The 19,555-nt window shown below is 73.6% G+C and carries 13 protein-coding genes; 9 read left to right on the top strand and 4 right to left on the bottom strand.

Translation table 11 applies throughout. The features are described 5' to 3' along the window. Positions 1-6 precede the first annotated feature (6 nt). The gene (locus OHA61_RS26720; RefSeq protein WP_406305158.1) at positions 7-984 is read right to left on the bottom strand and encodes a sirohydrochlorin chelatase; all 978 of its coding nucleotides are present in this window, start codon (positions 982-984) and stop codon (positions 7-9) included. A 151-nt stretch (positions 985-1,135) separates the two neighbouring features. On the opposite strand from OHA61_RS26720, the gene OHA61_RS26715 reads away from it, so the two are divergent. The 8 genes from OHA61_RS26715 (at position 1,136) to OHA61_RS26680 (ending at position 17,115) form a co-directional block, all read left to right on the top strand. Further along, positions 1,136-2,011 (top strand): DUF4132 domain-containing protein, encoded by an 876-nt coding sequence (locus OHA61_RS26715; RefSeq protein WP_406305157.1) that lies wholly within the window; start codon positions 1,136-1,138, stop codon positions 2,009-2,011. Continuing rightward, a complete protein-coding gene (locus OHA61_RS26710; RefSeq protein WP_406305156.1) occupies positions 2,008-6,948 on the top strand; it encodes a hypothetical protein in 4,941 nt (1,646 codons plus the stop codon). Before OHA61_RS26715 ends, OHA61_RS26710 begins: the two co-directional genes overlap by 4 nt. Then, entirely contained in the window at positions 6,945-8,096 is a 1,152-nt protein-coding gene (locus OHA61_RS26705) for an AAA family ATPase (protein WP_406305154.1), read from the top strand. Before OHA61_RS26710 ends, OHA61_RS26705 begins: the two co-directional genes overlap by 4 nt. Continuing rightward, entirely contained in the window at positions 8,083-11,685 is a 3,603-nt protein-coding gene (locus OHA61_RS26700; RefSeq protein WP_406305153.1) for a vWA domain-containing protein, read from the top strand. Before OHA61_RS26705 ends, OHA61_RS26700 begins: the two co-directional genes overlap by 14 nt. Continuing rightward, on the top strand, positions 11,682-13,496 hold the full coding sequence (locus OHA61_RS26695; RefSeq protein ID WP_406305152.1) for a hypothetical protein: 1,815 nt from the start codon (positions 11,682-11,684) through the stop codon (positions 13,494-13,496). Before OHA61_RS26700 ends, OHA61_RS26695 begins: the two co-directional genes overlap by 4 nt. Beyond that, a complete protein-coding gene (locus OHA61_RS26690) occupies positions 13,493-14,173 on the top strand; it encodes a vancomycin high temperature exclusion protein (protein WP_406305151.1) in 681 nt (226 codons plus the stop codon). The genes OHA61_RS26695 and OHA61_RS26690 overlap by 4 nt, the downstream gene beginning before the upstream one ends. A gap of 99 nt (positions 14,174-14,272) precedes the next feature. Continuing rightward, positions 14,273-14,854, top strand: coding sequence for a TIGR03086 family metal-binding protein (locus tag OHA61_RS26685; protein WP_406305150.1), 582 nt, complete (start codon positions 14,273-14,275; stop codon positions 14,852-14,854). 110 nt (positions 14,855-14,964) lie between these two features. Next, complete coding sequence (locus OHA61_RS26680; protein WP_406305149.1) at positions 14,965-17,115, top strand: molybdopterin oxidoreductase family protein; 2,151 nt, start codon at positions 14,965-14,967, stop codon at positions 17,113-17,115. On the opposite strand, the gene OHA61_RS26675 is transcribed toward OHA61_RS26680, so the two are convergent. The 3 genes from OHA61_RS26675 to OHA61_RS26665 form a co-directional block, all read right to left on the bottom strand. Continuing rightward, on the bottom strand, positions 17,112-17,504 hold the full coding sequence (locus tag OHA61_RS26675) for a gamma-glutamylcyclotransferase family protein (RefSeq protein WP_406307474.1): 393 nt from the start codon (positions 17,502-17,504) through the stop codon (positions 17,112-17,114). The two genes, OHA61_RS26680 and OHA61_RS26675, sit on opposite strands and share 4 nt — an antisense overlap. A gap of 83 nt (positions 17,505-17,587) precedes the next feature. After that, positions 17,588-17,920, bottom strand: coding sequence for a divalent-cation tolerance protein CutA (gene cutA, locus OHA61_RS26670; RefSeq protein ID WP_324984809.1), 333 nt, complete (start codon positions 17,918-17,920; stop codon positions 17,588-17,590). An 80-nt stretch (positions 17,921-18,000) separates the two neighbouring features. Beyond that, on the bottom strand, positions 18,001-18,606 hold the full coding sequence (locus OHA61_RS26665) for an NADPH-dependent FMN reductase (protein ID WP_406305148.1): 606 nt from the start codon (positions 18,604-18,606) through the stop codon (positions 18,001-18,003). Between the two features lie 163 nt (positions 18,607-18,769). Between OHA61_RS26665 and OHA61_RS26660 the strand changes: the two genes are divergently transcribed. Next, on the top strand, positions 18,770-19,366 hold the full coding sequence (locus tag OHA61_RS26660) for a Uma2 family endonuclease (protein WP_406305147.1): 597 nt from the start codon (positions 18,770-18,772) through the stop codon (positions 19,364-19,366). Positions 19,367-19,555: the final 189 nt, after the last annotated feature.

Genomic DNA, 19,555 nt, shown 5'->3' with positions numbered 1-19,555 from the left:
AGCGGGTTACGCGGTGGCGAGTTCGCGCCGCTGAGCGGCGTACGCGGGCGTGCTCAGGGCCTCGTCGTAGCGCTGCAGCAGCAGCCGGGCCAGGGCCGGGTGCGCGCCGAGCGGTGCGGCGGCGATCCAGGGCGTCGCGGCGGCACTGGCGGTGGCGAACTGGCCGGGGCAGGCGAAGTAGGAGGCGACGGCGATGCGGTGGCGGCCGCGGGCGGTGAGCGCGCGGACGGCCGCGGGCACGGTCGGCGCGACGGCAGAGGCGTACGCGGGAATGACCGGCACTCCGCCCAGGCGCTCGCTGAGCAGGTCCGCCATGCGGCGGGTGTCCGACGCGGAGTCGGGGTCACGCGATCCGGCAGCGGCCAGGACCACCCCGGCGCTGCGGCTGGTGCCGTCCTCGGGCCGCCAGCCCGCGTCCGCGAGGCGCGAGCAGAGCGCCTCGACGAGGAGGGGGTGCGGGCCGAGCGGGGCGGCGATGCGGATGTCCGCGGCCGGCAGCGCGGCGGCGGCCGCCGGCAGATCGTGCTTGACGTGGTGGCCGCGGCCGAGGAGCAGAGGGACGAGGACGGCCCGGGTGCCCTGCCCACGCCGCTCGGCGTGCAGCGCGGCGAGGGTGTCGGGCAGCAGTGGCTCGTTCAGCTCGATGTGGCCGAGGCGGACGTCGAGGCTGGGGCGCAGCTCACGGACCAGATCGAGCAGCGCGGTGGCGGTGCGCAGGGCGCGCGGGTCGCGGCTGCCGTGTGCGACGGCGACGAGGGTGGGCCGTTCGGTCGGTGGCATACGCCTGCGGGTTCCGTTCCGTGTGACATGGCTGAGTTGGGTGCCCAGCTGGTCGGTGATGCGCGAGAGCAACTGCGCGGTGGTGTCCAGGGGGGTCGTGTCGAGCGGCCCGGCGCCGAGAGGCGCGGCGCCGAGGAGCGTTGCGTCGAGGGGCGTTGCGTCGAGGGGCAGGGACTCGCGAGGGTGTACTGCCGACTCCGTCATGAACCGATCCTGCCGCCTCGAGATTGCGGGGTCGTTGCGCGGGGGTGACGGGTGTTTTCCACAGGCTCACCGGCTGACCGGCGGCGTTGTCAGACCCCTCACCTACTGTGATCGACATCGCAACCGGAACGTCGGGGAGGGCGGTCTCGCCATGGGCTGGATCGAGACGGAGAGCGGCGGATACGCCGTCACGCTGGACGGCACGAAAGTGCTGTGCAGAAACGGGGCGGGGCGCGCCCTGAAGCAGGTGCCCGCGAAGCTGCGGGACGACGCCGAGGTGGTGCGGCTGCGGCAGCTGGCGGAATGGCTCGAGCGGCACGAGCGGGAGTGCCGGGAGCAGGTGGACACCTGGCTGGTGCGCTCGCTGCCGGTGCCGGTGGCGCTGCTGGCCCGCGTGTGGCCGGACGCGGCGTGGCAGGCGGCACTGCGCGATCTGGTGGTGGCGCCGGTGGGGGCGGACGGCACGGCGGACATGGAGCGCGCCGGGTTTCTGCGCGACGCGGATCCCGCGAAGGGCGCGGGGATCGTGGACCTGGACGGCGACTCGGTGCGGCTTGAGTGCGAGACGGTGCTGATCCCGCATCCGGTGCTCCTCGAAGACCTGGACGACCTGCGGGAGTTCGCCGTGGAGCTGGAGGTCGAGCAGGGCGTGGAGCAGCTGTTCCGTCAGGTGTGGCGACGGCCCGGGGAGGCACGCGGCCACGACTGGCAGGTGTACGCCAACGGAAAGTTCGAGCAGTTGCGCCACGCGACCGCGCGCGCGGTGTCGCTGGGTTACCGGGTGCGCGGCGGCCAGGTGGTCTGCCCGCTGGTGGAGGACGGGCGCGCCCTGGAGGCGGCGTTCTGGCTGGGGGACGACTACCCGGAGGCAGAGTCGCTGACCGGGCCGCTGGAGTGGCGCGACAAGGACGGCCGGCGGCTGCCGCTCGCCGAAGTGGGGCCGGTCGCCTGGTCGGAGGGCGAGCGGATGGCCGCGCTGGTGTACGCGGGCCGGGTGGTCGGGGACGACGAGGAGGGGCGGCTGTGAGCAGCGCGGTGGAGACGAACGGGGGATCGGTGGACGGGCTGCTGGAGGCCGGGGCGGTGCTGCCGCTGGGTAGCGAGGACGGCGGACCGGGCGGCGACGAGCTCACCGCGCGGGCGTACGCACATCCGGCGCTGGACGGGCGCACGGTGGTGCGGCTGGTGCCCGAGGCGATCGGACCCGCGGAGGATCTCTCCCTGGAGTATCTGGGGTTCACCGGTTCGGGAGCGGCGCCGGTCGGACGGGTGAGGCGGCAGTCGCTCGGCTTCCCCGCCTGGGCGCTGGTCCACGACCCGGACAACGGCCACCACGCGCTCGCCGTGGTCAAGGAGATGGAGCGCCTCGCCCGCCTGGTCACGACCAAGCCGGGCCTCGCGAAGGACGGCTTCGACGAGCTCGGCGAGCGTCTGGATCGTTCGGTACCGCACTTCCTGCCCACCTTCTACGAGCAGGCCGCGCGGCTCTTCCTCGCCGCCGAGTCCCGGCAGCACGCCTCGATCTTCTTCGGCAAGGCGCGGGCGGCCGAGCAGCGGCATGCGCTGGCGGTCGACGAGGAGCGGCTGCGGGAGGTGTTCCTGGAGTTCGCCGGGGCGGGCGCGCTGAGCGGCAAGGCCCTGCGCGAGTACGCGAAGGGGCTTGCCACCCGGCTGTCCGCGGCCGAGGCGTACGCCCAGTTCCGGGCCGTTTCCGCACAGCGGTGTGCGGCCGGACTCACCCCTTACGCGGGCATGGTGGAGGATCTGCGGCGGCTCGCCAAGGCGGCCGGTCTGGACGCGGGCGCCGAGGAGCGTGCGCTGATCGCGGAGATCATCCACACCGGCGCGATGAACCGCGCGGCGGCGAGTTTCTGGAAGTCGGCGCTGCCCGCGCTGGCCGATGCCGCCGCCGGGGACCAGGCGGTCCGGGAGCGGCTGTTGGCGCTGTTTCCGGTGGTGGGCGGCGACAGCCCCGAAGCGTTCGACGAATCGTGGCTGGCGGTCCTCGACCGGTGCGGGGCGATCGGACTGCTGCTGGACGGGACGGTTCCGGCCGCCGAGTGGGTGTCGTCGTGGGCTCGGCACCGGCAGCGCGGCTGGCGTGGCATGAAGCGGCTTTCGGCCGAACAGACCCTGGTGGAGCGGCTGGCACAGCGGCTGATCGCGGACGGCACACCGCTTCGGCTGCTGCGCGGCGGCGGCTGGCGCACCACCGTCGACCTGGATCTCCTCGATCTCTGCCTGGCGCTGGGCGTGCCCGTCGAGCACCCGTCGGACGACATGGAGAACCTGGAGCTCGCACCGTGGCTGTCCGACGAGCGCGAGGGGCGCAGGGATCTGGCCGCCTTGGGGGCCGACGCCCGGTTCGCGCGGGTGCTGCGCGGCGGCGTGGAGCGGCTGGCGGGCGCCCATGAGGCACCGGCACAGCTGAGCCGGATCGCGGAGCATCCGGCGCTGCGCACGGCCCTCGCGGGCTGGATCGGCGACCGCGCCGACGATCTCGAGCGGCCGCACGGACTGCCGGGGATGGACGGCCTGTTGGGCAGGCTCAGTAAGTTCTCCGCGCCGGCCGTGCTGGCGGCGGCGCCCGAGGCCGTGGAGCGGATCACTGCCGTCTCGCCCGCCGGGGCGCTGGCGCGCACTCTCCGCGCGGGCATCCTCGACGAGCTCGGCTGGCCCGCACTGGAGGAGGCGGTTCCGGAGCTCGGCAAGGTCAACCCCATGGCCGCCGGACAGCAATACGGCCATCTCGTCAACGAGTGGTACCGCCTGTCGGACGCCTGGCCCGCCCTGGTCGTACGGGTCGGCATGCAGGCCGCGGCAGTGGGACCCCGTGCCGTACTCGACCGGCAGACGCTCTCCCTGCCCGTGCGCTCGGCCAACACCTGGGACGTGCCCACGGTCCGGTATGTGGGCGGCCAGTGGCTGGTGACCAACGGCCACGGCGCCGAGCGCCGGGCCCGCTGGTCGGGAAGCGCGGCCGAGGTGTTCAAGCCCGAGGGCGAGCTGAACGACCACTGGATGTCGAACCAGATGCCGTCGCTGGCGCTGCCCGGCGGTGGCCGCACCTTCGGCGGGCGGCCCGTCCACGCGGGGGACACCTCCTTCGCGGCGGAGCGGCGGATGATCGCTTCGGACGGCATCTCGGTGTGGGTGCTGCACGAGCACAAGTGGTGGGAGTACGACCCGGAGTCGGCCCGCCGTGGCCGTGTCTCGGTGCCCGCCTTCTTCGACTCGGCGCTGGCAGAAGGGGGCTCGGGCGCCCTCGTCGAGCACTACTGCCGGCTGCTCCCCGTCCAACAGGGGCTGGAATCCTCGCCGTTCGGCACCAAGGACGGCCTGCTCGGCTGGTGGGTGCGCTACGACCCGCAGGCACGGACGCTCACGGCCCATTCCGTGGACGGCAGCCGCAGCCCGGCCGTCGAGATCCCCGCGGGCAGCCGCGTGGAGCACCTCACCCACGGCATTCCGCTGCCTCCCCTGCGGCTGCCCGCCGGAGCCGCGCTGCATCCTCGCGAGTCGCGCGGCTACAACGCGACGATCTCGCTGCATGACACCGAAGGTGTCCTGCTGGCCACCTTCCAGGAGGGCGACCGGGGCGGTGCGCACGCCGCGGGCACCCCGCTGGTGCCGCCGATCGGCTACTGGCACGCGCTGCGGCCGCGTGACGAGCGGGGTTCGGCCGCGCTGCGTGCGGTGACCGAAGCGGACGCGCAGGCGCTGCTGGCGGCCGTGGCGGACGGCGCGAAGCCGGACGCGGCCGTGGCGAAGCTGCTGCCGGAGATCACCCACCCGGGTCTTGCCGCAGGCGTGGCCGGACTGGTCGAGGAGGCGGCGCGGCACGGCGCACGCATCGGCGTCCTGGCGGAGCGGGCTGCGAAGGGGCAGCGGGAGCCCGCCCACGAGCAGACCGGGCCGGTGGTGCGGCACGCGTTCGACGGTGACCTGCAGGACGCGCTCGGCGGATTCCTCGGCTCCAGGAATTTCTACGGGCACTCCTGGGATCTCGACGCCACCTCGGCCATGGACCAGCTCCGGGTGCTGCGGCAGGTGCTGGAGCCGGGGGCGGACGAAGCAAATGCGGAGCTGTCCGGCACCTACCTGGGGTGGCTGACGCTGCCCGGCGCGGGCATGGCGGCTGCCGCCGTGCGCGCGGCCTCGCCCGCGACGGAGGAGGGGAACCGTGCCGCCCTGCTGGAGTTCCTCGACGCGGCCCTCGAAGTGCGGGCGGACGGCGACGCCGTCCTCGTCGACCCGCGCGGACGGCTCCGCCTGGTCCAGCTGAAGAGTGAGCGGACCTCGACCAACAGGGAACTGATCGGTGCCGTACGGCACTCGGGAGCCCGACGGCTGCTCATCATCGCCTGCCAGCGGGTCGACTCGACGGACGCGTACTGGAACGGCATCGAGTACGACCCGGCCGGCTCCTTCGGCGCCTGGGACGGATTCGCCCTGGCCGAGTCCGAGGTGCTGGGTACCATCGACGATCCCCTGCGGGCCGACTCGGTGCGGGCCCTGGTGGACGCGGTGCGCAGGCTCGGACCGCTGCCCTACCGGCCGGAGCAGGCACAGGAGTTCGCCGCGCAGGTCGGGGTGAGCCCGGTGACGGGCGCGCTGCTGCAGCTCGGACTTCCCGGCATCAATGGATACGGACGGCACGCTCTGCCGGCGGCGCAATACCTGGCTCCGCTCGGGGCCAAGACCGCGGAGGCGCAGACCGGGCGGGCGGTCCTGGGCGCCATGTCCCCGGCTCAACGGCAGGTGTTCACAGGCCTGTTGCTGCCCGTCGAGCCGGTGCGCGTGGACGAGCTGTGGACGGAGGGCTTCGATCTGGAGCCGCTCACCGGGGCCTGGCTCGCGGCCCGCGGAAAGCGGCGCGTCGCGCCCTCCTGGCTGATCTCCCGCGTAGTGGCGGAGATCGGGCCCGGCGCCATGCTCGACTCCGTACTCAACCCGGCGGCACAGACCGAACTCACCGGCCGTACGCAGCAGGTTTCCGACGGCGAATCGCCGGTTCCGGCGGAGCCGGAGAAGCTGCTGACCGGATCGGCGATGGGCGCCTATGTCGGCATGCTGCGCTGGCTCGCCTACCGGCTGCCCTACGGCGACCCGTTGCGCGAGGTCCTGCCCCTCACCCTGCGGATGCTGCGGGAGCGGCTGGCCGATCCCGGGCTGCTGCTCGATCTCGGCGTGGACTGGGACACGGAGGGGAACGCGACCTCGAAGCGGCTGCGGGAGTCGCACCGGCTGCCGCTGAAGCGCGAGGGCTCTAAGGACGGTCTGGTCGAGCTCTCGGACGCACTCGTGCTCTCGCCGACGCGGTACACCTCGGAATGGGACTCGGTCTGGGTGCGGCCCGCCGCTCTGCTGACGGGCGAGGGCGGCGGTCCCGACCATCCCGCTCTCAAGCTGCTGGCGGGGATCTCCCGTGAGACGTCATTGGTGCGGGCGCTGCGCGCGCTGCTGAGTGAGGAGTTCACGGCCCTGGTCGCGGTCGACGGGCCACCCGGAGCGGCGCAGTATCCGCCTCGCACCGCCCCCGAGTTGGTGGAGGCCGCGGCGGAGCGGTTCGGGCTGTCGGAGGATGCGGCCGCCCTGTATCTGATGCTGCTGGCCCTGCCCGATCCGACCGACCGGAACCAGGCGGAGTGGACCGGCTGGAAGCCCGCCCGGCTGAAGAAGGCCAGGGCTGAACTGTCCGCCACCGACCTGGTGGTGGAGGCCAAGCGGGCCCGGGCGGGACGTTCGCTCTTCCTGCCCGGCGGCTGGCTGGAGCAGAAGACTCCGCGGCTGCCGGCGGAGAGCTGGAAGACGGCGCTCGTGCCCTGGGATCTGTACGGCTTCGTGGTGCCGGACCGACCGGTGGCGCAGTTGTACGCGGCCGCGTGGCAGCGCGTGCTCGACGGCGACGCGCCGGGCTTCGAGGAGTTCAAGGGCCGTAGCGGCAGGGGAGGTTCGCGATGAGTGTGGACACCGCGGGTGTCATCAGTGCCCGGCAGGTCGAACTGCCGGAGGACCGGTACGGCCAGGAGCTGGCGTTTCTCGCGGCGTACGACGACGGGCCGAAGCCGCCCGGGTGGCGGATGACGCCGCGCGCGGCAGTCGTCTTCGTCTGCGGCTCGGACGGCGAGCCGCTGCGGTCGCCGGACGGGCGGCAGCTGGTCGTCTCACAGAAGTTCGTGGGCGACCGCGCCTTGGTCGAACGGTGTGTGGTGACACTGGCGGGCGAGCGGGGGCTGCTGCTCGTCGGCGAGCCCGGTACGGCCAAGTCGATGCTGTCCGAACTGCTGGCCGCGGCCGTCTGCGGGACCAGCACGCTCACCGTCCAGGGCACCGCGGGCACCACCGAGGACCAGCTGCGCTACGGCTGGAACTACGCGATGCTGCTGGCCAAGGGCCCGAGCAGGGAGGCCCTGGTGCCCTCACCGGTGCTGACCGCGATGACGCGCGGCGCGGTCGCCCGGGTCGAGGAGGTCACCCGCTGTCTGCCCGAGGTGCAGGACGCTCTGGTCTCCCTGCTCTCCGAGCGCCGGATGTCCGTGCCCGAACTGGCCGGCGGGGACGGTGCGGACGGGACCGTTCACGCCGTGCCGGGCTTCACCCTCATCGCCACTGCCAACCTCCGCGACAAGGGCGTCTCCGAGATGTCGGCCGCCCTGAAGCGACGGTTCAACTTCGAGGAGGTCGGCCCGATCGGCGACCTCGACGCCGAGACGGAGCTGGTGCGCGGTCAGGCCACGGCGGCGCTCGCGCGGTCGGGGGCGGCGTTCGGGGTGGACGACGCGGTGCTGGAAGCGCTGGTGACGGCCTTCAGGGATCTGCGCTCGGGGCGCAGCGCGGAGGGCTGGGAGGTGGAGCGGCCGTCGACGGTCATGTCGACGGCGGAGGCGGTGCAGGTGGCCACGTCCATGGGGCTCGGCGCGGCGTATCTGAGCGACGGGCGCGATGTCGTACGCACCTTGCCGGGGCATCTGCTCGGCACGGTCCGCAAGGACGACCCGGCCGACCACGCGCGGCTGCTCGGGTACTGGGACGGGCCGGTGCGGCGGCGGGCCGAGAGCGGTGCGCCGATGTGGCGGACGCTGTGGGAGCTGCGCGATGAGCTCGCCTGAGCCTGAGCCTGAGCCGGATCCGGGGGGTGCTCTGGATCTGCTCGCCGGCTGCCGCGATCCGTATCTGATCGGGGTGCGGCACCACTCGCCCGCGCTGGCGGCGGCCATTCCCGAGCTGCTGGACGAGGCGGCTCCCGAGGTGCTGTTCGTCGAGCTGCCGGAGGAGTTCGCGCCGTGGCTGGAGCATCTGGGGGACCCGGCGACGGTCCCGCCGGTCGCGCTGGCGGGCAGTGGTGCGGGGCTGGTGTTCCTGCCGTTCGCGGAGTTCTCGCCGGAGCTGGCGGCGATCCGCTGGGCGCGGGATGCGGGCGTGGAGGTGGTGCCGTTCGATCTGCCGCTGGGCGCGCGCTCGCAGGGGGACGCGCACGGGAACCGTCCCGCGGACCCGGATGCGGGGTCGCTGGCGGCCGCGCTGCGGGCCAGAGCCGGCGGGAGGCCCGGCGACGATCTGTGGGACCGCCTGGTCGAGGCGACCGCGCCGGGTTCCGGTGCGCAGGCGCTGCGGCGGGCGGCTCTGCTGGTCGGCTGGGCGCTGCGCGAGGACGCGGGTGCGGTGGATCCGTACGACCTCAGACGCGAGGCGAACATGAGGCGCCGGCTCGCGGAGCACGCGGGGCGGCGGGCGGCGGCCGTGATCGGGGCGTTCCACGCGCCCGCGCTGACGAAGGGGTTCAGCGCGGACGGTGGGCTTGCGCAGGCGGCAGCGGATCACACGGAGGTCGCCTCGGAGCGCGCCGAAGTGGTCACCTCGCTCGTGCCGTACTCGTACGCGCTGCTCGACGAGCGGTCCGGCTATCCCGCCGGCATACGCGACCCGGAGTGGCAACGCGGTGTCTTCCGCGCGGCGGGGGATCCCGCGCGGCTGGACGAGTTGCTGACCTCGACCGCGGTACGGATCTGCGCGGCCGTACGGGACGCCGGGCATCCGAGCGGGCCCGCCGACGCGCGCGAAGTGGTGCGGATGGCCCGGGACCTGGCGTCGCTGCGCGGCCTGCCCGCCGCCGGGCGGGGTGAGCTGGTGGAGGCCGCGCAGACCGTGCTCACCCAGGGCCGACTGCTGGGACGGGGGCGGGTCGTGGCCGCCGCGATGGAGCAGGTGCTGGTCGGCGCACGGCAGGGACGGCTTGCGCCGAGCACACCGCGCTCGGGGCTCGGGCCCGCCGTGGAAGCGCTGCTGGGCGAGCTGAAACTGCCCGCGCCGGGCGCGCCCGAACGACGGGAACTGCGCCTGGACATGCTCCGTTCCGAACTCGACCGGCGGCGCGAGATCGCGCTGCGGCGGCTCGCCGTCTGCCGTGTTCCGTACGGGGAGGAGTCCGAGGTCGCCGGCGTCGGCGACGCAGCCGCGCTGACCACGCGGTGGGCCGTGGCCTGGACACCCTCGACGGCGGCGATGCTCGACGTGGCGGGCGTGCACGGGGTGACGCTGAAGCAGGCCGCGGACGGAATGCTGCGCCGGCGGCGCGCCGACGAGCTGCGGCTGGGCGGGCCGACGGCCGCGGAGGTACTGGACGGCCTGGCCGAGGCCGCCAGGTGCGCGCTTCGCGAGCTTGCCGCGCAGCGGCTGGCCGAGGCCGCCGAGCTCCTCCCGGCCACCGGCAGCTTGCCCGAACTGCTCGCCGGGATGGCCCTGTTGGGCCGGATCAGGTCCGGGCATGCGGCCGGACTCGACGAGAAGTGGGAGCGGGTCGCGGTCGACGGGGCGTACGAGGAGCTGGCCGCGGCGGGCGTGCGGGCGCTCGACGGGCTCGCGGGCTCCACCGAGGCGGCCGACGCCCGCGCCCTCGTCGCGCTCGCGGGACAGGCCGCCGAGGTGGGCGGTGGCCTGCGCCTCGCCGACGCCCTGGCCAGGCTGGACGCGGGGGCGACGCCGCTGATGCGTGGCGCGGCGGGTGCGGCACGGGTGCTGCTGGGGCAGCGGGACGCGGGCGAGTTCGGCGCGCGTCTGGCCTCGCGGGCCGACGGCGCGACGACACCGGAATTGCGAGCCGGTCTGTCCGAGTTCCTGCGCGGCACGTTGCTTGCGGCGGGTCCCCTGCTGGAGACGGGCCGCGCGCTGGACCCCCTGCTCCAACGGATGGAGTCGCTGCCGGACCGGGCTTTCCTGGATCGCCTCCCCGCTCTGCGGGCGGGCTTCGACACGCTGGCCCCGGCGGCTCGCTCCCGCCTCCTGTCGGTGGTGGAAGACCGCACGGGCACGGCGGCGGGCACCCTCACCGGCCCGGTGACGGACCCGGCGACGCTGGCCCTGCTGGCGGCAGCGGACCTGGCGGGCAGGGAGGCGCTGACGGTGAGGGGGCTGGCGGGCGCCGTGGGCGAGCCGGACGGGCCCGCTCCGGCGGCGGACGCGGAGGGCACGGCGAGGGACGCGGAGGCCACGGCGGCCGACACGGAGGCCGGCGTGGATGCGGCGGCGACCGACATGAAGGCGGCGGCCACCACGGGGCATGAGCCGACAACCCCCCACTCGCTCACCCCCGGTGAGCGCTGGCGGCTTCTCCTCGGGCGGGGGCGGGAGTTGAGCGGTGGGGCCGCACGGATCGCCTCCGCCCTGGACGAGTTGTACGGCAGCGGGCGCGGCGAAGGCTCGCGGGGCGACGACGGGTACGGCAGCGGGTCCAGGGGCGGCAGCGAGGCTTCGTATCCCGATGTGCGGGCCTGGTCGGACGAGCTCGCCGCGCTCTTCGGGCCCGGCGTGCGCGAAGAGGTGCTGGCCGCGGCGGCCGACACCGGGCGGCTCGACGCCGCGCTGGAGCTGGACCCCGCCGCCGCCCGGCCCTCAGTCGAGCTTCTGCGCACCGTCCTGTCCTACGCGGGCGCCCTCCCCGAGCAGCAGCTCGCGCGCCTGCGGCCCCTGGTGGCGCGGCTGGTGCGGGAGTTGACCGAGGCGCTCGCCAACCGGCTGCGGCCCGCGCTCACTGGGCTCAGCCATCCGCGCCCCACCCGCCGCCCCGGCGGCCCGCTGGATCTGGCGCGCACCCTGCGCGCCAACCTGGCGACCGCCCGCCGTGACCCGGACACCGGAGCGGTGACGGTACTTCCGGAGCGGCCCGTGTTCCGTACGCGGGCCCGCAGGTCGACCGACTGGCGGCTCGTTCTCGTCGTGGACGTCTCGGGCTCGATGGAGGCCTCGACGATCTGGTCCGCGCTCACCGCGTCCGTCCTGGCGGGAGTCCCCGCTCTGAGTACGCATTTCGTCGCGTTCTCCACCGAGGTACTCGACCTCACCGACCATGTGGACGATCCGCTGAGCCTGCTGCTCGAGGTACGCGTCGGCGGGGGCACGAGCATCGCGCGCGGTCTGCGCCATGCCCGCGAGCTGGTGACCGTGCCGTCCCGCACGCTCGTCGTCCTGGTCAGCGACTTCGAGGAGGGTGGCCCGATCGGACCGCTCCTCTCGGAGGTGCGGACGCTTCTCGACATGGGCTGCCATGTCCTTGGCTGCGCCTCGCTGGACGACGAGGGGCGGCCTCGCTACTCCGCGGGTGTGGCGGGCCGCCTGGTGGCGGCGGGCATGCCGGTCGCCGCACTCAGCCCCCTGGAGCTGGCCCGCTGGGTCGGCGAGCGCGTAGGAGGTACGCACCGGTGACGACGACTCCCCCCGCGCTTCCCCCGGTGGCCGCCGATGTGGCGGCCGCGGCGCTCGATCTGCTTCCGGCAAGGCTGCGCAGGCGCGTGGACGGCGCGGCGGCGAAGGCGTCCGGCTGGCCGGTGGAAGCCACGCCCGACGGCGTACGCATCCGGGTGGACGAGGACACAGCGGTGACCCTGAAGGTCACGAACGGCATCGTGGGGGACGCGGACGACGCGGTGTGCGGCTGTCTGCTGGCCCCGGCCTGCCTGCATCGCGCGGCTGTTCTGTCAACGGCGCCGCTGGCGGACGCGCCCGTCCCCGAGCCGCCCGCGGAACAGGCCCAGCCCGCGGAACAAGCCCGTCCCACGGCACAAGAACCCCCCGCCGAAGTCCCGGACCCGGGCACCGCGCCCCCCGCCGCCGCCCTCACCCCCGTCCAGGCCGTGGCCCTGCACGCGCTGCGTACGGCGGCGACAGCCGTGCTGGTCACCGGACTCACCGGCTCCGGGGCCGTCCAGCGTGCCGAGCTGCTGCACGCCGCACACTCCGCGCGGCTCGCCGGGCTCCATCTGCCCTCCGCCGCCGCGGTGCGGATCGCGCGCAGGCTGGGCGAGGCGCGTTCGGAGGATCCGGCGTTCCGGCTGTCCGAGCTCTCCGGCGAACTGGCCGGGCTGCTCGATCTCGTACGGAGACCGGACGACGCCGTCACACCCGCCCGCCGCGCCTACGAACCGGCCAAACCGCTGCGTCTGTACGGCCTGTTCACCGAGCCCGTCGTCACCGCTTCCGGCTACGCGGGCGCGACCACCTACGCCCTGGGCCCCGACGGCACCCTCCTTACCGTCTCGGACGTCGCCCCCGGCGGACCCGAGCGCGCGGCTCAGGCGGCGGGTTCGCCCGTCCCCGGCGGCTGTGCGCTGCCGCTGCGCGAATGGGGCGACGGCTGCGGGGTGATCCTGACGAGTCCGACGGTGTCACCGGACGGCCGGATCGGCGGCGGCTCCCGCATCCGTTCCGTACGGGCGAGCGGCGCCCGATGGCACGAGCCGCCGCTCGACGCACTCTGGCAGCGGCCACCCGCTGATCAACTCGCCGGGGCCCTCGACTGGTGGGCCCAGCCCGCCGACGCCCGACCGGCGGGCGGCGATCTGCTCTTCCTGACGGGGACGGTGGGCGTCGACGGCGGTTTCCTCGTCAGCGGCGGCCCCTCTCTGCGCCTGCTCGCCCCGGACGAGCGGCCTCAGCTGCCGTACGCGGAGAATCTGCGGCTGCTCGCGGCACGCCCCGGACTCGCCCTGCGGCTGATCGCCAGGGCGGTCCCGGACCGTCCGGGCGGTGTCCATGCCCTGGCGGCGGCCTGGACGGGGCACGACGGGGAGCAGACCCGCGCGGACCTGGGCCTGCGCCGTCTGAACCGTTCCCACATACCGGCACAGACCACCCCGCCACCCCAGGGCGATGCGCCGCCCGCGCTGCCCGTGGAGCTGGATCTGCTGCGCCGGGCCGTTGACCGTACGGTCGCCGGTGGCCGCGCCGTCACCGCCGCGGCGGCCGACGGCGAACTACCGCGACGGCTGCGTGCGGTGGGCCTGACCACCGGTGCGCAGTGCGCGCAATCCCTCGCCGACGCCGCCGCGGACCGCCGCCATGACCCGCTGGGCAGACTGCTGCCCGCCGATCCGGACGCCTTCGCGGCAGCCTGGCTGGCGGCCGCGGTCTACTGCTCGGCCGCGGCCCGGTCCCTGCTGCCGGCCGCCTGGTCGGCATCGGACCGAAGTGATCCGGACCGAACCGATCCGGACCGATCAGCGTCTGACCAGGTGTGAAGCGACCAAGACTCAGACTGCCCCGCACCCGGCGCGCCCAGCGGCGGATCGTGCAGACGGTCATGCTGGCGTGCGTGTTCGCGCTCGCGCCCGCGACCTGGATGCATGCCGTCGCCGACAGCCGGGTCCGCACCGTCGCGGACGTGCCCGCGCAGGATGTCGCCGTCGTCTTCGGGGCCGGGCTGTGGAAGGGCCGCCCCACCCCTTATCTCGCGCACCGTCTGGACGCCGCCGCCGAGTTGTACCGGGCGGGCAAGGTCAAGGTCGTGCTGGTCACCGGAGACAACAGCCGCGTGGAGTACGACGAGCCGGACGCGATGCGCACGTATCTCACCGCCCGCGGCGTGCCAGCCAAGCAGATCGTCAGTGACTACGCCGGGTTCGACACCTGGGACTCCTGCGTACGCGCCAAGAAGATCTTCGGGGTCGACCGGGCGGTTCTGGTGACCCAGGGCTTCCACATCCGGCGGGCCGTCGCGCTCTGCCGGGCGGCCGGGGTCGAGTCGTACGGCGTCGGGGTCGCCGAGCCGCATGATGTGACCTGGCTGTACGGCGGGACGCGCGAGATGGTCGCGGCGGGCAAGGCGGCCCTGGACGCCACGTTCACGCCGGATCCGCGGTTCCTCGGGGCCCGGGAACCGGGTGTGAAGGAGGCGCTGGCCGCGGCGGCGAGGTGACGCCCTCGACGACGCCGTGACGACGCCCGCCATGACACGCGCCCGCGCATGCGTGCCGCAGACTCGCGTCGGCATCCGCGGCGCGCGACAGTGAGGCGTATGGAAAACGACGTAGCCACCCTGCTCAGCCGTCACGCCGAAGCGCTCGCGCTCTTCACGGACCGCGTGCACGCCGTACAGGCCGATCAGTGGGACGATCCGACGCCCTGCACCGAGTGGTCCGTACGCGATCTCGTCAACCATCTCACCGCGGAACAACTGTGGGTGCCCGCCCTGGTGACCGACGGGCTGGGCGCCGGGGACGTGGGCGACGCCTACGACGGGGATGTCCTCGGCAGAAAACCGAAGACCAGCTGGGACACCGCCGCGCGCGCCGCGCGCAAGGCCTTCGCGGCGCCCGGCGCGCTGGAGCGGACCGTACAGCTGTCGTACGGGGAGGCACCCGCGGTCGCGTACTGCGGGCAAATGGTCACGGACGCCGTCGTGCACGCCTGGGATCTGTCGCGGGCCATCGGCGCGCCGGAGCGGCTGCCGGACGCGCTGGTCCTCTTCGTGCTCGACGAGGTCACGCCGTACGCCGCGGAGCTGGCGAAGTCCGGTCTCTTCGCGCCTCCGATCGAGCCGCCGCCGGGCGACAGCCACCAGACCAGGCTGCTGGCGCTGCTCGGCCGCCGCGCGTGAGGAGCGTCGTCCGTGCCTCACGGGGCGGCGGTGCGCGGGCGGAGCCCGTCGTACCCGGACCGTAATGCGGGGCGCCCGCCCATGTAACACGGACGACCCAACCTGGGCGTATGCCCGACGCCACCGCCACGACCGCCCCGGCCGCCCCCATCACGCCGACCCACTGTCCCTACTGCGCCCTGCAGTGCGGCATGAGCCTGCGCGGCGAGGCGGAGGCGGTCGAGATCGTGGAACGGCCGGACTTCCCCGTGAACCGGGGCGCGCTGTGCGGCAAGGGCCGCACCGCGCCCGCACTGCTCTCCTCCCGGGTGCGCCTGACCGAGCCCCTGGTCCGTCGCCCCGCCACAGGCAGGCTCGAGCCGGCCACCTGGGAGGAGGCCCTGCGCACGGTCGCGGCGGGACTGCGGCGCACGCGCACGGCGTACGGCCCCGACGCGGTCGGCGTCTTCGGGGGCGGGGGGCTCACCAACGAGAAGGCGTACACCCTCGGGAAGTTCGCGCGGGTCGTGCTCGGCACCTCGCAGATCGACTACAACGGACGTTTTTGCATGTCGTCGGCCGCGGCCGCGCATCAGCGGGCGTTCGGTCTCGACCGCGGGCTGCCGTTCCCGCTGGAGGACATTCCGCGCACGGGGTGCGTGATCCTGGTCGGCTCGAACCTCGCCGAGACGATGCCGCCGGCGCTGCGCTATCTGACCGAACTGCGGGAGAACGGCGGCACGTTGATCGTCGTCGACCCGCGCCGTACGCGGACGGCGGAGCAGGCTGATCTGCACCTCGCGCCCCGGCCCGGGACGGATCTGGCGCTCGCGCTGGGGCTGCTGCATGTGGCGGTGGCGGAGGGGCGTACGGACGAGGAGTTCATCGCGGACCGTACGAGCGGCTGGGAGGAGGCCAGGGCAGCGGCGATGGCGCACTGGCCCGAGCTGGTCGAGCGGATCACCGGCGTGGGCGTTCCCCAACTGCGGGACGCGGTACGGATGTTCTGCGACGCCGAGTCGGGGATGGTGCTGACGGCGCGCGGGCCCGAGCAGCACTCCAAGGGCACGGACACGGTCAGCGCCTGGATCAACCTGTGTCTGGCGACGGGCCGTGCGGGGCGGCCGCTGTCCGGCTACGGCTGCCTGACGGGCCAGGGCAACGGGCAGGGCGGCCGCGAACACGGCCAGAAGGCCGACCAGTTGCCGGGCTACCGCAAGCTTGACGACCCGGCGGCGCGGGCCCATGTCGCCCGGGTGTGGGGTGTGGAGCCCGAGACACTCCCGGGCCCGGGGCGCAGTGCGTACGAACTCCTCGACGCGCTCGGCGGGGACATCAAGTCGCTGCTGCTGATGGGCTCGAACCCGGTGGTGTCCGCGCCGCGCGCCGGGCATGTGGAGGAGCGGCTGCGCTCGCTGGACTTCCTCGCGGTCGCGGACGTGGTGCTGTCCGAGACGGCGGCGCTGGCGGACGTGGTGCTGCCGGTCACCCAGTGGGCGGAGGAGACGGGCACGACGACCAACCTGGAGGGCCGGGTCCTGCTGCGCCGCCGTGCACTCTCGCCACCGCCGGGAGTACGGAGCGACCTGGAGGTCCTGGGCGGCCTTGCCTCCCTGCTGGGCCACGAGAAGGGCTTCCCGTCGTCCCCGGAGGAGGTCTTCGAGGAACTGCGCAGGGCGTCGGCGGGCGGCCCGGCGGACTACTCGGGCATCACGTACCGGAGGATCGCGGAGGAGAACGGGGTCTTCTGGCCCTGCCCGGCACAGGACGCGGCCGCCCCGGATACCGGCCCGCACGCCGGTGCCCCGCACCCCGGTACGCCGCGCCTCTTTCTCGATCGGTTCGCCACGGACGACGGGCGCGCCCGGTTCATCGCCGTCGCGCATCGTGCCGCCGCCGAGGAGACCGACGAGGCGTATCCCGTCCTGCTCACCACCGGCCGCGTCGTCTCGCAGTATCAGTCCGGGGCGCAGACCCGGCGGGTCGACGAGCTCAACGCCGCCGCGCCGGGGCCCTTCGTGGAGCTCCATCCGCTGCTCGCCGAACGGCTGGGGGCGCTCGAGGGCGAGCCGCTCGCCGTCGTCTCCCGGCGCGGGCGGGCGGTCGGGCCCGCGCGGATCACCACCGGGATACGGGACGACACCGTCTTCATGCCGTTCCACTGGCCCGGCGAGGGCCGGGTCAACTCGGTGACGAACCCGGCGCTCGACCCGACCTCGCGGATGCCCGAGTTCAAGGTGTGCGCGGTCCGGGTGGAGCGGGTCGCGGCCGACGAGCCCTAACCGGGCAGGCGGCCCGTCCAGTCGCCGCCCGGGATCGGCGTGCCCGTCGCCCGCAGCTTCCGGGCCTCGCCCGGCGCCGCGACGTACACCCAGGCCCGTACGGCAGTGCCGTCCGGGCGCCGGACCTCGCGCGCCACCCGCTCGTACAGATTGCGCGGGTGGCCCGGCGCGACGTACTCCTCCAGCCGGTCGAGTACGGCGAGCAGTTCCGCGTACTCCCCCGGCGCCGCCGTCACCACCTCGCCCGCGACCGTGCCCCCACCGGGTTCAAGCAGGGCGTAGGGATAGCCGGGGCCTTCGTACAGCACCGCGTCCGCGAGCACCGCGGGCTCCTCGGCGGCGGTGCGGCCGTGCAGAAACAGATCGTGGTTGCCCTCGCCCGGGCGCAGCGTGCCGTAGACGAAGAAGGGAAGCTCCTCCCCGAGGCCTTCCCCGAAGCTCTCTCCGGAGCCCTCCCCGAAGCCCGGTTCTCTCACGGCGCCACGGTCTCCGCGTCGATCCACGCCAGATACGCCGCGCCGCCGCCCACCACCGGCGTCGCGATGATCTCCGGCGTCTCGTAGTCGTGTGCCGCGATCAGATGCGCCTCCAGTGCCGGATAGCAGGCCTCGGTCGTCTTGAAGAGGACCTGCCACTCCTCCGCGGTCTCGATGGCGTTCTTCCAGCGGAAGACGGAGGTGACGGGCGCGGAGATCTGCGCGCACGCCGCCAGCCTCGCCTCCACCACGCCCCGCGCCAGCCGCTCGGCCTTCTCGGCGCTGTCGGTCGTCGTCAGTACGGTGAGTACGGTCAGTGCCTGGGCCACCGACAATCTCCTCCGGGTCGAAGGGCCACTCGGTCAGACCACCGTACGCACGGCTGACAGACACCGTCCCGGCAGCCCCTTCACACCTGTCCGTACGGGCGCGCCGACTTGGCCGTGCGCAGCGCGCTCCCCCACCACGCGAGCTGGTCGAGCATCACCTCGGCCGCGGCATCGCAGGCCGCGGGGTCCTTGTGCCGTCCCTCGCCGTCGAAGTGCGTGGCCGCGTTGTGGAAGGAGACCGTGTCCCGGACGGTGACGGCGTGCATCTCGGCGAAGACCTGACGCAGCTGCTCGACGGCGCGCAGGCCGCCGGAGATTCCGCCGTAGGAGACGAAGCCGACGGGCTTGGCCTGCCACTGGGTGAAGTGCCAGTCGATCAGACTCTTGAGTGAGGCGGGGAAGGAGTGGTTGTACTCGGGAGTGAGGACGACAAAGGCATCGGCGGCGGACAGCTTCGGCGAGACCTTCGCGAGCTCCGCCCGCGCGGCGGAGCCGGGCTGGTAGGAGAGAGCGGTCGGCAGGTCCGCGTCGGCGAGATCGATCAGGTCGACGGCGAAGTCGTCGCGCCCGGCGGTGCGGGAGAGAAACCAGTCGGCGACGACGGGGCCGAAGCGGCCCTCGCGGTTGCTGGAGAGGATGACGGCAAGCTTGAGCGGTGCGCCGTTTTCGGGCGTTGTGAGGTCCATGCCGAGGAGCCTCGTACGTCAAGTTTGGTTGAGGTCAAGCGGATCCAAGGGTCACGTTGGGTTAACTCGAACGGGTGGGCCCCTGCCGTAGCCCGGTCGTCGCAGCAGAGCGTCACTACCGTTGGAGCTCCACCAGCCCTGCGTACGAGCACTCGGAGGACCGATGGAACGGCCGACACCGATAGGTGCACCGCCTTCCGGAGAATTCGAGAACCTGCTCAGGACCGTGGAGGAACTGGCCACGCCTGACGGCTACAAGGCCGAGCTCATCCGGGGGAAGATCGTCGTGTCGCCGTGGTCCGAGCTTCGCTGCATGAAGCCGATGAAGCTGCTGCGTCGACAGCTCGGAGCCCATGCCCCCGACGGGCACGCCCCGGACACGGCTCCGTTCCTCTTCAGCTTCGCTCATTCCGAGCGCGCCTTCGGACCCGATCTCCACGTCTCCGACGAAGCCGCGTTCGACGCCGACGGCCGCCACGCCGACGGGGAAGCGCTGTCCCTCGTCGCCGAACTCACGTCGGTCTCCACCAAGGACGCCGACTGGCAGGACAAGCTGGAGGCGTACGGCAGGCAGGTGCCGGTGTATTTGATCCTCGACATGCAGTCCGAGGAGATCGCCGCCTTCTGGGACCCGTCGCCGCAGGGCTACCGATCGCACACCACGGTGACCTTCGGGAAGCCGCTGCATGTGCCCGCGCCGTTCGACTTCGACCTCGACACGAGCGGCTTCGCCGCGGAGTCTGCTGAGCCCGCCGAATAGACCCCCGGCACCGGGCCTCGCCCCTGACCGCGTCACCCGTTCAGCGCGTCCGTCATCTGATTCCCCATCACCCGCGATGACCTGCGGCAACGCCTCCTGTCCAGCGCGACACGCCGAGCCGGGCACACTGATCTGATTCCCCATCAGCAGGCGGGCGCGACGGGCTGCGCCTTACCTCTGAGAGAAGAC

Source organism: Streptomyces sp. NBC_00885 (assembly GCF_045207475.1).
In the GTDB taxonomy this organism is placed as follows: Bacteria; Actinomycetota; Actinomycetes; order Streptomycetales; family Streptomycetaceae; genus Streptomyces.
This window is presented reverse-complemented; position numbering and strand designations above follow the sequence as displayed.